Genomic DNA, 13001 nt, shown 5'->3' with positions numbered 1-13001 from the left:
ATGATCAAGTCTTCAACGATTAAAAAGAGGAGTATACTCAAAGGGGGAAGTAAGTTGTATAAAAATCTTTGTTTAGCAATGGTTCTGCATGATCCTTATTCGTTTTTGTATGATGAAAGTAGTTTGCATACTTAATTGTTTAAGCAAGCAATATTCTTTTAAAAATGAAAAAGGCAAGTACAGTGTTTCAGTTTCTTGCTATATACAAAGCAATCAGACAGTGAAGGTCATTTAGTTGCACATGATTGAAGCTGAACAGTTTCTTAGGGCGTGAACTAATGAGAAAGTGATTTTTCATGAAGCAATGCTAAAAACGCTTTTACTTGAGGAAGAGAGGCGTTTTTTTCGTTATAATACGTCCATGTATCTCGTCGTAGTTCGTTTCCATTCATATGTAAGCGTGTAAAACGGCATGTCATTTCGTCAAGGTCTTGAGTAGCAATTTCAGGTAAAATACAGGCACCAATGCCGTTTAACATTAGCTGTTTGCAAGTCTCAATTTGGTCGACCTTAATCGTTTGTTTCGGTAAAGGGAACGGTTCAGTAAGAAACCATTTATCAAGTGTTGCATGAAAAGTAGCATCACTTTGGAATTCAATTAAAGTATTCGTGTCTTCATATTGCTTGTTGGCAACATAGTAGAGGTTTTCAGAGAATAATTTCTGTTTTACATCTTCTCCTTCAAGCTCTCCTCGTAAGATGCTTACGTGCACATTGTGGCGTTGAGCATACATAGCAGTGGTGAAGCCAGTTTGTAGGTCAATTTTCACTTGAGGGTATTGCTCCATATAGTTCTTTAAGAGTGGGGGAAGATAGTATTGGGCGATAACAGATGATACAGCGAGAGAAAGGGTACCACGAACATGACCTGTTAACGTATTTAACCGATTCATAAATTCTTTTTCTTCGCGAATACGTGTTTTTGCAAATAGAATTACTTCTTCTCCAACTGGTGTGGGGATGAGTGATTTATGAGTGCGAATAAATAGCGCTTCACCCCATTTTTCTTCAATTTGTTTAAGTCGTTGACTCAATGCTGGTTGTGATAAGTATAGTTGTTTGGCGGCGCCCCGAATCGTACCAGCAGCATCTAAAGCAACAATTAATTCATCATCGTCAAGTCTCATTGCAATCATCCTTTTTACGAATCTATCTTTACATTGTAATCGTTCTCAATCTCTATCACAAGGTTGAATAGACAGAATAAATCAACATTGGCACCAATTACGAAATTATGGTAATCTAAAAAAGAAGTGAATTCACAGTATATGCTCTTGTAGGAATATGCTGAAATTTGTAAGCGCTTTATCTTTAGTATGCATGTTTTACACTACGAGTAACGGAGGGATGAAATGGCAATTGAACAAAGCTACTACCCTGGTCTTGATGGCGTTATTGCAGCAGAAACAGATTTATCATTTCTTGATACAGAACAAGGAGAAATTGTGATTCATGGATACGATTTAATTGAACTATCAAAATCACACGGATACTTAGACATTGTCCACTTGCTTTTGCAAGGCACATTGCCTACGTCAACTGAACGAACGGACTTGGCAAAGCGACTAAGTGATTCGTACGATGTACCAGAAGTGATTCTTGATGTGTTTAAGCTCTTACCTGCTTCGACTCATCCAATGGATGCATTGCGCACAGGTATTTCTGTATTAGCAAGCTATGATCACGACTTGTTAAACCGAGATCCAGAAGTAAATCGAGAAAGAGGGTATCAGTTACTTGCGAAGTTACCAACCATCGTCGCAAATAGCTATCGCGTCCTAGAAGGAAAAGACGTTATGCGTCCAAAAGAATCTCTTTCTTATAGCGCGAATTTCTTGTATATGATTACTGGAAAAGAACCGACGGAACTTGAAGAACGGGTTTTTGATCAGTCACTCGTTCTATATTCTGAACATGAAATGCCAAATTCGACATTTACCGCGCGCGTTATTGCTTCTACATTATCGGATATGTATGGTGCATTAACAGGAGCAGTCGCGTCTCTAAAAGGGCATCTTCATGGTGGGGCAAATGAAGCTGTCATGTATATGCTTCTTGATGCGAATACCCCAGAAGAATTCGAAACACTCCTTGCGAACAAGTTGAAGCAAAAAGAGAAAATTATGGGCTTCGGTCATCGGGTTTACATGAAAAAAATGGATCCTCGGGCTCAAATTATGAAAGAAGCATTGGCTGAGTTATCCGTTGCAGCAGGAGACGACCGCCTTTTGCGGATGTGTGAAGCAGGAGAAGCATTGATAGCAAAGGAAAAAGGGCTTTATCCGAACCTTGATTACTATGCAGCCCCTGTTTATTGGATGCTTGGTATTCCAATTGGCCTATATACACCTATTTTTCTTTCATCCAGAACGGTTGGTTTGAGCGCCCATGTAATTGAACAACATGAGAACAATAAATTATTCCGCCCAAGAGTGAAATATACTGGACCAAGACATACAATCAAATAATAGTGACTATGGAGGGTTACGCTTATGTTAACAACAGATACAAGAAAAACAGATCAATTGCTAGAGGATATTGCAGATTATGTCCTAGATAAAGAAATTACAAGTGAGGAAGCGCTAACGACAGCTGCTCATGTTCTTATTGATACTTTAGGTTGTGGTGTATTGGCACTTCGCTATCCTGAATGTGTCAAAATGCTGGGACCAGTAGTGCCAGGTACAACCGTTCCAAATGGCGTGAAAGTACCAGGAACCTCACATGTATTAGACCCAATTCGTGGTGCGTTTAACATTGGTACGATGATTCGCTGGCTTGATTACAACGACACGTGGCTCGCTGCTGAGTGGGGACATCCTTCAGATAACTTAGGCGGTATTTTAGCAACAGCAGACTATATCAGTCGTACAAATATTGCTGAAGGTAAAGAACCATTAACCGTTAAAGATGTATTAGTTGCGATGGTAAAAGCTCATGAAATTCAAGGGGTGCTCGCTTTAGATAATAGTTTTAATCGAGTTGGCTTAGATCACGTTTTACTTGTTAAAGTGGCTTCTACTGCTGTTGTTGCAGGGATGCTAGGAGGCACAAGAGAAGAAATCATTAATGCTGTTTCTCATGCATGGATTGATAATTCAGCATTGCGAACGTATCGTCATGCACCGAATACAGGCTCAAGAAAATCATGGGCAGCTGGTGATGCAACGAGCAGAGGTGTATTTCTTGCAATGACAGCACTTAAAGGAGAAATGGGATACAAAACAGCACTAACAGCTCCAGGTTGGGGTTTTCAAGATGTGCTGTTCAATAATCAAGAACTAACACTAGCAAGAGACCTTGATGCATATGTAATGGAAAATATTTTATTCAAAGTATCGTATCCAGCAGAATTTCATGCTCAAACAGCTGCAGAATGTGCTGTTACTTTACACGAATCCATTAAAGATCGTTTAGACGAGATTGATCGAATTGAAGTGAGTACACATGAGTCAGCCATTCGGATCATTGATAAAAAAGGACCTCTTTACAATCCAGCTGATCGTGATCATTGTTTACAGTACATTATTGCTATAGGGTTATTGAAAGGTGACATTGTTGCTGACGACTATGAAGATGATATGGCGAATGATCCAAGAGTGGACGCGTTAAGAGAGTTAATGGTTGTTAGTGAAAACAAGCAGTATTCAAAAGACTATTTAGATCCGAACAAGCGCTCAATCGCCAATGCTATTCAGATTTTCTTTAAAGATGGATCATCGACAGATCAAATTGCAGTGGAGTATCCACTTGGTCATCGTTTTAGAAGAGAAGAAGCCGTTCCAGCAATCCAACAAAAATTTACAGACAATCTAGCAACTCATTACGCTAGTAAGCAGCATCAAGCGATTCTAGACATGACGAATGATTATAAAGAACTAGAAAAAGTTCCAGTACCTGCATTTACAGACTTGTTTGCACAGGAATAAAGAAAGGAGCGTGTGAAGATGCCTTGGATTGTTGATCAACCATTGTCACAAAAAGAACTGGCACAACAGTTTCTTAAGCAAGTAAAGGAAAAAGGGATTTTGCAAATTCCCGGCGCTCATGACGCCATGGCAGGTTTAATGGCGAAACAAGCAGGTTTTACAAGCCTCTATCTTTCAGGTGCTGCTTTTACAGCAAGTCTTGGGTTGCCGGATCTTGGAATTGTGAATTCAAAAGAAGTAGCGGATCGGGCTAAAGAAATTATTCGTGCTACAAATCTACCTATTTTAGTTGACATCGACACAGGATTTGGCGGTGTTCTAAATGTAGCGCGTACAGCTGTTGAAATGGTCGAAGCGGGTGTTGCAGCAGTACAAATGGAGGATCAAGATTTGCCGAAAAAATGTGGTCATTTAAACGGCAAGAAGCTTGTTACTACAGAGGAAATGGTGCAAAAGATTGCGGCACTTAAAAAAGCAGCTCCGTCACTCTTGCTCGTTGCGCGGACTGACGCAAGAGGCGTAGAAGGACTGGATGAAGCCATTGACCGGGCCAAAGCTTATGTAGAGGCTGGAGCAGATGCTATTTTTCCAGAAGCGCTTCAAGGCGAGGAAGAGTTTAGAACGTTTGCGAGTGCAATTGAAGCACCACTCCTTGCTAATATGACCGAATTTGGTAAAACACCGTATTACCAAGCCATTGAATTTGAAGATATGGGGTATGATATGGTGATCTATCCCGTGACGTCTTTACGGGTTGCTGCAAAAGCATATGAGCGTGTTTTTCAAGATATACTAGAGAATGGAACACAAAAAGCTAGCCTCGACCATATGCAGAAACGAAGTGAGCTTTACGAAACCATCTCTTATCAAGATTTTGAAGACCTAGATCAATCAGTAGCAAAAACGGTGCTATCAAAACATCAATAAAAAGCATCATCATGCCTGTACTTTTACCAAAGTGCAGGCTCTTCTCTAAAGGAGGGCTAACAGTGAAAATAGGATTTATTGGTCTTGGAAATATGGGAAAACCGATGTCTCTTAATCTGCTAGAATCTGGGTATGACGTAATAGGGTATGATATAAATGAAAGCGCATTACGAACGCTTGAAAAGAATGGCGGAAAAGCCGCTTTGACTGTTGATGATGTTGTTGATTACGCTGAATTAATTTTTACAAGCTTACCCTCTTCTGAAACATGTGAAAATGTATATTTAGGTGAAAATGGTTTGATACGTAAAGTACCTACTGGGCTTGTCTTAGTCGATACGAGCACCGTTTCACCAGAGCTTGAACGTCGAATTGGTGAAGAAGCAGAAAAGCGAGACGTGTCCTTTCTCGCAGCACCAGTTAGTGGGGGCGTTATTGGTGCAGAGAATCGTACGTTAACATTTATGGTTGGTGGACCAAAAGCATTGCTAGAAGAGGTTCACAGTCATTTGGCGATCCTTGGAAGCAATATTTTCCACATAAGCGAGCAATACGATAGTGGTACGAATGCAAAATTGATTAACAATTTATTAATTGGCTTCTATACAGCTGGAGTGGCAGAAGCGTTAAAACTAGCGGAAAAAAGTGGTCTAAACCTTGATTTCCTCTTTAATGTTCTGAATGTTTCGTATGGTCAAAGTCGTATTTATGAGCGAAACTATAAATCTTTTATGGTAGACGACAATTACGAACCTGGCTTTGCGTTAAAACTTTTAAATAAAGATTTACGCTTTGCTATGGATTTAGCAAAAGAGCACGGTCTTGAGTTACCTATTAGTCAGGCACTTGTAGACTTATATGAGGATGCAGAAAAGTCTGGCTTAGGTGAGAAAGATATGTCGGTACTGTTTAAGCGTGTTGGAAATCAAACGATCACTTTTAAAGCAGAAGGGGTGTCAGAAGCATGACGACAACAGTGAAAACGGTAAAAAATTGGATTGATGGTAGTTGGGTAGATTCAAGGGCAACAACGCAAGAGACTGTACCGAATCCAGCGACAGGTGAAACCATTGCGACAGTACCTCTTTCAACAGTAGAAGATGTTCATGATGCAGTGGTAGCGGCAAAGCGTGCGTATGAAGAGTGGAAGGTTGTTCCAGTTCCTGAACGAGCACGTTACATGTTCGTTTATTTAGAAAAATTAAAAGAACATCGAGAAGAATTAGCTCAACTTATAACGAAAGAAAATGGTAAGACAATTAAAGATGCACGTGGTGAAGTACAGCGGGGCATAGAATGTGTGGAGCTTGCAACGTCTACACCGTCCATGATGATGGGGGATGCACTTCCGAATATTGCAGGTGGAATTGACGGGTCAATATGGCGTTATCCATTAGGGGTTGTAGCTGGAATTACGCCATTTAATTTTCCGATGATGGTGCCCTTATGGATGTTCCCATTAGCAATTGCTGCTGGTAATACGTTTGTTTTAAAAACGTCGGAGCGAACGCCACTTTTAGCTGAACGACTTGTTGAAATCATGCACGAGACCGGTTTGCCAAATGGTGTTTTAAATTTAATTCATGGTGGAAAAGACGTCGTTAATGGTTTGCTTGAGCATAGAAATGTGGAAGCCATTTCGTTTGTTGGTTCAGAACCTGTTGCAAGACACGTCTATCAAACAGGTACAGCAAATGGAAAGCGAGTCCAAGCATTAGCAGGGGCAAAAAATCACGCTGTGGTTCTGGCGGATTGTGAGATGGAAAAAACCGTACAAGGTGTTATTGGCGCAGCTTTTGCTTCGAGCGGAGAACGTTGCATGGCTTGTTCCGTTGTTGCAGTTGAAGAGTCGTGTGCGGATCAGTTTATGAGTATATTAACACGTGAAACCGAAAAATTAACCGCTGGAAACGGTAGTAAAGATGAACATTTTGTTGGACCACTCATTCGACAGAGTCACAAAGATCGAGTCGTTCGTTTCATTGAAAAAGGTGTAGAAGAAGGAGCGAACCTTGTTATTGATGGCCGTGATCCAGTCGTTGAAGAGGATGGTTATTATCTTGGTGCAACCCTATTTGACAACGTCACACCAGATATGACCATTTGGCAGGAAGAGCTTTTTGCGCCTGTTTTAAGTGTGGTTCGAGTGAAGGATTTAGACGAAGGGATTGCGCTAACGAATCAATCTCGTTTCGCAAATGGTGCTGTTCTGTATACATCAAGTGGTAGAGCGGCACAGTATTTTAGGAATTCAATTGATGCTGGCATGATTGGTATCAATGTAAATGTACCGGCACCGATGGCATTCTTTTCATTCGCTGGAAATAAAGCATCTTTCTTCGGTGATTTAGGGACAAATGGCAAAGACGGCATTCAATTTTACACGCGGAAAAAAGTTGTAACGGAACGTTGGTTTAACTAACACAAAAAAAGAGTGGTCGATTTTCGACCACTCTTTTTTATTTAACAGCTGCTTTTAAATAATCTTCATAAGAATCTTTATCAATCATGCCTTCCTGCGTTAGCTCAATCACTCGATTTGAGATCGTACGAATGAACTGTTGGTCATGTGAGCTAAAGATCATTGAACCTTTGAAGTTAATGAGTCCATTATTCAGTGCAGTAATGGATTCGAGGTCAAGGTGGTTCGTTGGTTCGTCTAGTAATAAAACGTTAGCACCACTTAACATCATTTTTGAGAGCATGCAACGAACTTTCTCTCCACCAGAAAGAACACTTGCATTCTTTAATACTTCTTCACCAGAGAAAAGCATCCGTCCTAGGAAACCGCGTAGGAACGATTCGCTGTCGTCTTCAGGTGAGAATTGACGTAGCCAGTCAACAAGGTTTAGGTCACAGCCTTCAAAAAATTCTGCGTTGTCTTTCGGGAAATACGATTGACTTGTTGTAATGCCCCACTTGAACGAGCCACTATCGGCTTCTAACTCGCCTGTTAAAATTTTAAATAGCGTTGTTTTGGCAAGATCATTTGAACCAACTAACGCAATTTTATCGTCTTTGCTCATGCGGAACGAAACATTGTTTAACACTTTTTCCCCATCAATGGTTTTTGTTAAACCTTCAACTAACAACAAATCATTCCCGATTTCACGATCAGGGGTGAAATGAATATAGGGGTATTTACGAGATGATGGTTTAATGTCATCAAGTGTAATCTTTTCTAATTGTTTTTTACGGGAAGTGGCTTGCTTTGATTTCGATGCGTTCGCACTAAATCGTGCAACGAAACTTTCAAGCTCTTTAATTTTTTCTTCTTTTTTCTTATTTTGATCTTGTGCCATTTTTAATGCTAATTGACTAGACTCATACCAGAAATCATAGTTTCCAACGTAAAGCTGAATCTTTCCAAAATCAAGATCCGCAATGTGAGTACAAACATTATTTAAGAAATGACGATCGTGGGATACAACAATGACCGTATTTTCAAAGTTAATTAAGAAGTCTTCTAACCATTGAATGGCTTTTAAGTCGAGGCCGTTTGTTGGCTCGTCTAGAAGAAGCACGTCAGGTTGACCAAATAGTGCCTGTGAAAGCAACACTTTTACTTTTTCTGACTCAGATAGTTCTGCAAGTGTTTTATAATGAGCGTCTTCACCAATACCGAGCCCTTTTAAAAGAACAGCAGCATCCGATTCTGCTTCCCAACCGTTTAGTTCAGCAAATTCTCCTTCAAGTTCGGCTGCTTTCATGCCGTCTTCATCAGAGAAATCTTCTTTCATATAAATTGCGTCTTTTTCTTGCATAACTTGGTAGAGACGAGCGTGACCCATAATAACTGTTTGCAGTACTTGCTCATTTTCATATTCAAAGTGATTTTGCTTTAATACAGCCATACGGGATCCTGGTTTCATTGAAACATGACCTTGCTGCGAATCAATCTCTCCAGATAGGATTTTTAGAAAAGTCGATTTACCAGCACCATTTGCGCCAATTAAGCCGTAGCAGTTTCCAGGGTTAAATTGTATATTTACGTCTTCAAATAGTTTACGTCCGCCGAACTGTAAACCGACGTTAGAAACAGTAATCATCGTGTAACCTCCTAAGAGTCGTAACAAATGTTCGATTTTTAATCCACTCTCTAGTTTACCTCCAAAGTGTAGAGGTGTAAACGGCAAAAGATAAATTCTTTCGCCAAATTAGGTTTTTCCTTGCTTACAACAAAAAAAACGCTCGTCCGCATTCTGCGTTAACGAGCGTCTGTTTCATTAGCGAGCATGCATCTCGTTCGGATCTGCGCCTCGACGTTGGTTTCGGTCAAGCTGATTGATTGCGTTCATTTGTTCATCAGTGAGCTCAAAATCGAATACATTGAAATTCTCTTCAATTCGACTTGGTGTGACGGACTTTGGAATGACAATGGTTTCACGTTGAAGGTGCCATCTTAAAACGACTTGAGCAGGTGTTTTTTGATGTGCTTCCGCTATCTGTACAATTACGTCATCCTGCAAGAGCTCTTGTCCTTGGTCAAGAGGGCTCCAAGCTTCCAAATAAATATTGTGCTTTTCACAAAAAGCTCTGAGCTCATTTTGAGCTAGGTATGGATGACATTCAACTTGGTTCAGCACTGGAGGAACATCACATTCATTTAACAAGCGCTCTAAATGCTCAATATGAAAATTACAGACACCGATGGCACGAACGCGACCATCTTTGTATAGTTTTTCTAATGCTTTGTACGTATCAATGTATTGATCAAAGTCGGGTGTTGGCCAGTGGACTAAATACAAGTCTACGTAATCAAGACCAAGCTTCTTTATGCTCGTTTCAAAAGCAGCAAGTGTTTGGTCATACCCTTGATCGGAATTCCATACTTTTGTTGTGATAAAGAGTTTTTCTCGGTCAATAGTCGACTCTGCAATGGCTTTTCCCACGCCTGCTTCATTTTGATAAATCATTGCAGTATCAATTGATGTATAGCCGGTTTCTAGTGCTTTTGAAACGGCTGGTTGTGCCTCTTCATCTTTCACTTTCCATACACCAAATCCAAGTTGCGGCATTCCGACGCCATTGTTTAATGTAACCATTTTCATTTTTATCACTCCTTTTTCAACTTGATTATACGCTAAATGAAGGCTTATGGAAAAGCAGAAGGTTTTAACAAAGTGAAAATCGTTTATACAAAGGGTAGAATGGATGGAGGTGTCTCAATTGAAGAAGATCATGATGACACTTGGAGGAAGTTTTCTCTTAGTGGCTTGTAATACGGTAGACGATGAAGAAATGACTGATATAACAGGTGATGCCTCAGACGATAACGATAGGACTGAAAGCGTCGTAGAAGTAGAAGAGACGGTTATGGCAGAGAATCTTCAAAGTCCATGGACCATCGTAAAGGATGAAAGTCGTTTCTTTATTCCTAAGCGAGAAGGAACCATTTATCGAATAGACGAGAATGAAGAGATTACCGAAGAAACGGTACAACTAAATGAAGAGGTTATTCAGGAAGCGGAGTCTGGTTTACTTGGTATGGTGTTAGATCCCGATTTTACCTCGAATGGCTACGCGTATGCGTATCATTCTTATGAAGGTGCTGGCACAGCGATTGAGAATCGAATTGTGCGACTGGAATGGAATGAAGCTGAAGATGAGTGGACAGAAAACGCGGTTTTGTTAGACGGGATTCCTGGTGCCCCAACGCATAATGGAGGTAGGCTAGCGATTGGACCAGATGGATATTTATATGCCACAACAGGTGATGCGGAAGAAGTAGACTTGGCACAGGATCAAGAGAGCTTGGCAGGGTCTATTTTACGTATGGAGTTAGATGGTGCTATTCCTGAAGACAATCCGTTTGATGGTTCACTTGTCTATTCATATGGCCATCGAAATCCGCAAGGGCTAACATGGTTACAGGATGGGACAATGTATAGTTCGGAACACGGAGCTTCGGGTCATGATGAACTTAACGTTATTGAAGCCGGCAATAATTACGGTTGGCCTGTGATTGAAGGCGATGAAGAAGAAGAAGGAATGGAGACACCTATTATCCATTCTGGCCAAGATACGTGGGCGCCTTCAGGAATCACAACAGATGAAGACGTGATTTATACGGCAGGTTTGAGAGGGGAAGCTGTTTATTTGTTTAACCCTGAAGAACCAACAGAATGGACAGAATATGTATCAGATTATGGTCGTGTTCGAGATGTGATGATTGAAGGAAACGATCTTTATTTTATCACGAATAATACTGACGGTAGAGGAAATCCAGAAAGTGAAGATGATCGTCTCATTCACATGGAATTAAATTAAGAATTGGCTTAAATCGTTTTGAGCGCATATGTTACACTAGGAATGAGAAGAATAAATGAGGTGACAATAATGGAAGAATTAAAAACCGTTCAAGAGTGGGAAACGTTTAAAGAGAAAGCTACTGAACAAACCGTATTAGTTTTTAAACATAGCACACAGTGTCCTGTCAGTGCAGAGGCGTTTGAGGAATTTCAAGCGTTTACAAGCGATAACCCTACTTATGCAACGGCGTTTGTAAAAGTAATTGAATCACGACCTGTTTCAAACCAAATTGCGGAGGATTTAGACACCGTTCATAAATCTCCTCAGCTGTTTGTATTAAAAAATGGCCAAGTTCATTGGACTGAATCTCACTGGAACATTAAGAACAAGGCGATTGCAGAACAAGTCTGATTAAACGAAAACGAACGATTCTGCGCTTGCGCTATCGTTCGTTTTTTTGTTTTGCTTGTTGATCTTGCTTAAAAATGCAGCGATAAGTAAATAAAACAAGTAGTATAACGAGAATGGATGCGCTACGCTGTATGATTTCAAACCAAGTCACTATCATCACCTCATACGATTACTATTCTCAACGTATCTATTGTTTATACGTGAAATGCCTAAAAGAAGAAGGCTTCTCTATTAATAAAAAGCAACTAGTACATTACTCTATTTTTATAGCCTTCAGGCAAACAAACAAGAATGTCATGCGGGCATTGCATAACGTAGAAGCATGGAGGTGATTCTGTGAATCTAGCAGTTTATGCGATAAGCTTGTTTGTATCAATCTTAGTCGGTTTAACAAGCGTATTTGGAGCAGTGTTCTCGCTGCTTTCTGGATTGGGAAGTGCTTATTTTTTATCGTGGCTAGGTGTAGCTGCTTTTTCTTTTCTAGTGATTTATGTTATTGAGTTAAGTGCGCGTGTAGCAGCCATTGAAGCAAGACTTGATGAAGAGGAAGAGGAATAGAGAGTAAGAAGATTTTCACTACTATACTGAATGGGCGGTTGTGGATTTACCGCCCATTTGGCTTAGCTATGTGCTTAAGATAAACTATCTAAACATGTCTGTAGGATTATAATGTGGAAAATAAGAGAGGTTTATGAGTAGAATTACATAGTTGATTTATTTATATGTATGTCGCGTCTCACTAACTCTTTTTCTAAAATAGCAAGAAAATCTTCTTCTAATTGAATTTGTTTTGCTTTGTTATACGCTTCTAGTAATACGGAATCAGACAATTGTTCAATCATTCATAACGCTCCTTCTACATATAAATCGTTTCTATAACGTTCCCGTACCCATATAAAAATAGATATAAACAAAAAAAATACGACAAAAACCTAGTTTACTTAAAAACTAGGTTCGTCACCGCACCATTGAATTTTTCCGTTTTTTTCCTCTTTATTAAGCGTAATAGAGAAAGAATGTTTTTTATAGAAGTGAGTAAGTCGGTCAACGTGATCCCAGTCGCGTTGAACAATATGTCCTTGTATATCACAGTTTTCTTTCCACGCAATCTCTTTGAGATAATGCATACAGATAGAGCCATAACCTCTGCATGGCTCTCCTTTTATATCATCAATAAAAAGCGTATTGGCCTTTTTGTATTCGGCTTCTAAAACGAAATCCCATTTACCGTCGTAAGGTTGACTGCAATCATTGATCATCACTTGAAACGCATCATTGTAATAAGACTTTGAGACAATGACCCATTCTTCTTCATCTATTTGCTCAATGCCTATAACTTCCTTCTTGTCTTCTTTTGCAATTTCTTTCACCTGTTGTTGCATACGAATTAATTGAATATCTCGTTTATCTGCCTTTGGTAGAGTAGAGACTGACATCTAAACACTCCTTCTCGTCCTTAGGAAATCCGTGATCCATTATAGA

The 13001-nt window shown here is 39.9% G+C and carries 13 protein-coding genes; 8 read left to right on the top strand and 5 right to left on the bottom strand.

From position 1 onward, the window contains the following. Window positions 1–275 precede the first annotated feature (275 nt). The gene (locus BK583_RS12110; RefSeq protein ID WP_055735938.1) at window positions 276–1127 is read right to left on the bottom strand and encodes a LysR family transcriptional regulator; all 852 of its coding nucleotides are present in this window, start codon (window positions 1125–1127) and stop codon (window positions 276–278) included. A gap of 225 nt (window positions 1128–1352) precedes the next feature. Here BK583_RS12110 and mmgD point away from each other — a divergent pair, with 225 nt between their 5' ends. The 5 genes from mmgD to BK583_RS12085 all read left to right on the top strand — a co-directional run bounded on the left by mmgD (window position 1353) and on the right by BK583_RS12085 (window position 7278). Then, window positions 1353–2468 (top strand): citrate synthase, encoded by a 1116-nt coding sequence (gene mmgD / locus BK583_RS12105; RefSeq protein ID WP_038479290.1) that lies wholly within the window; start codon window positions 1353–1355, stop codon window positions 2466–2468. Between the two features lie 24 nt (window positions 2469–2492). Next, complete coding sequence (locus BK583_RS12100) at window positions 2493–3929, top strand: bifunctional 2-methylcitrate dehydratase/aconitate hydratase (RefSeq protein ID WP_055735937.1); 1437 nt, start codon at window positions 2493–2495, stop codon at window positions 3927–3929. An 18-nt stretch (window positions 3930–3947) separates the two neighbouring features. Further along, the gene (gene prpB, locus BK583_RS12095) at window positions 3948–4856 is read left to right on the top strand and encodes a methylisocitrate lyase (RefSeq protein ID WP_055735936.1); all 909 of its coding nucleotides are present in this window, start codon (window positions 3948–3950) and stop codon (window positions 4854–4856) included. 62 nt (window positions 4857–4918) lie between these two features. Continuing rightward, window positions 4919–5824 carry an NAD(P)-dependent oxidoreductase gene (locus tag BK583_RS12090; RefSeq protein ID WP_269083166.1) on the top strand — a complete coding sequence of 302 codons (906 nt, stop codon included), beginning with the start codon at window positions 4919–4921 and terminating at the stop codon, window positions 5822–5824. Beyond that, the gene (locus tag BK583_RS12085) at window positions 5821–7278 is read left to right on the top strand and encodes a CoA-acylating methylmalonate-semialdehyde dehydrogenase (RefSeq protein WP_055735934.1); all 1458 of its coding nucleotides are present in this window, start codon (window positions 5821–5823) and stop codon (window positions 7276–7278) included. Before BK583_RS12090 ends, BK583_RS12085 begins: the two co-directional genes overlap by 4 nt. A 37-nt stretch (window positions 7279–7315) precedes the next feature. Here BK583_RS12085 and BK583_RS12080 read toward each other — a convergent pair whose 3' ends face one another. Both BK583_RS12080 and BK583_RS12075 read right to left on the bottom strand, forming a co-directional pair. After that, window positions 7316–8905, bottom strand: coding sequence for an ABC-F family ATP-binding cassette domain-containing protein (locus BK583_RS12080; RefSeq protein ID WP_055735933.1), 1590 nt, complete (start codon window positions 8903–8905; stop codon window positions 7316–7318). Window positions 8906–9082: 177 nt separating this feature from the next. Further along, entirely contained in the window at window positions 9083–9907 is an 825-nt protein-coding gene (locus BK583_RS12075) for an aldo/keto reductase (RefSeq protein ID WP_055735932.1), read from the bottom strand. A gap of 109 nt (window positions 9908–10016) precedes the next feature. On the opposite strand from BK583_RS12075, the gene BK583_RS12070 reads away from it, so the two are divergent. The 3 genes from BK583_RS12070 (at window position 10017) to BK583_RS12060 (ending at window position 12077) form a co-directional block, all read left to right on the top strand. Next, entirely contained in the window at window positions 10017–11126 is a 1110-nt protein-coding gene (locus tag BK583_RS12070) for a PQQ-dependent sugar dehydrogenase (protein WP_236702382.1), read from the top strand. 69 nt (window positions 11127–11195) lie between these two features. Continuing rightward, on the top strand, window positions 11196–11519 hold the full coding sequence (gene ytxJ, locus BK583_RS12065) for a bacillithiol system redox-active protein YtxJ (protein ID WP_055735930.1): 324 nt from the start codon (window positions 11196–11198) through the stop codon (window positions 11517–11519). Between the two features lie 336 nt (window positions 11520–11855). Further along, entirely contained in the window at window positions 11856–12077 is a 222-nt protein-coding gene (locus BK583_RS12060) for a hypothetical protein (protein ID WP_038479314.1), read from the top strand. Window positions 12078–12220: 143 nt separating this feature from the next. Here BK583_RS12060 and sda read toward each other — a convergent pair whose 3' ends face one another. Together sda and BK583_RS12050 are read right to left on the bottom strand one after the other, a co-directional pair. Next, window positions 12221–12361 (bottom strand): sporulation histidine kinase inhibitor Sda, encoded by a 141-nt coding sequence (sda, locus tag BK583_RS12055; protein ID WP_078440168.1) that lies wholly within the window; start codon window positions 12359–12361, stop codon window positions 12221–12223. A 99-nt stretch (window positions 12362–12460) separates the two neighbouring features. Beyond that, a complete protein-coding gene (locus BK583_RS12050) occupies window positions 12461–12955 on the bottom strand; it encodes a hypothetical protein (RefSeq protein ID WP_055735929.1) in 495 nt (164 codons plus the stop codon). Between the last annotated feature and the right edge of the window lie 46 nt (window positions 12956–13001).

The organism is Shouchella oshimensis (genome assembly GCF_002019765.1).
Classification (GTDB): Bacteria; Bacillota; Bacilli; order Bacillales; family Bacillaceae_D; genus Shouchella; species Shouchella oshimensis.
The sequence above is the reverse complement of the archived record's forward strand: the minus strand, read 5'-3'. Positions and strand labels throughout refer to the sequence as shown.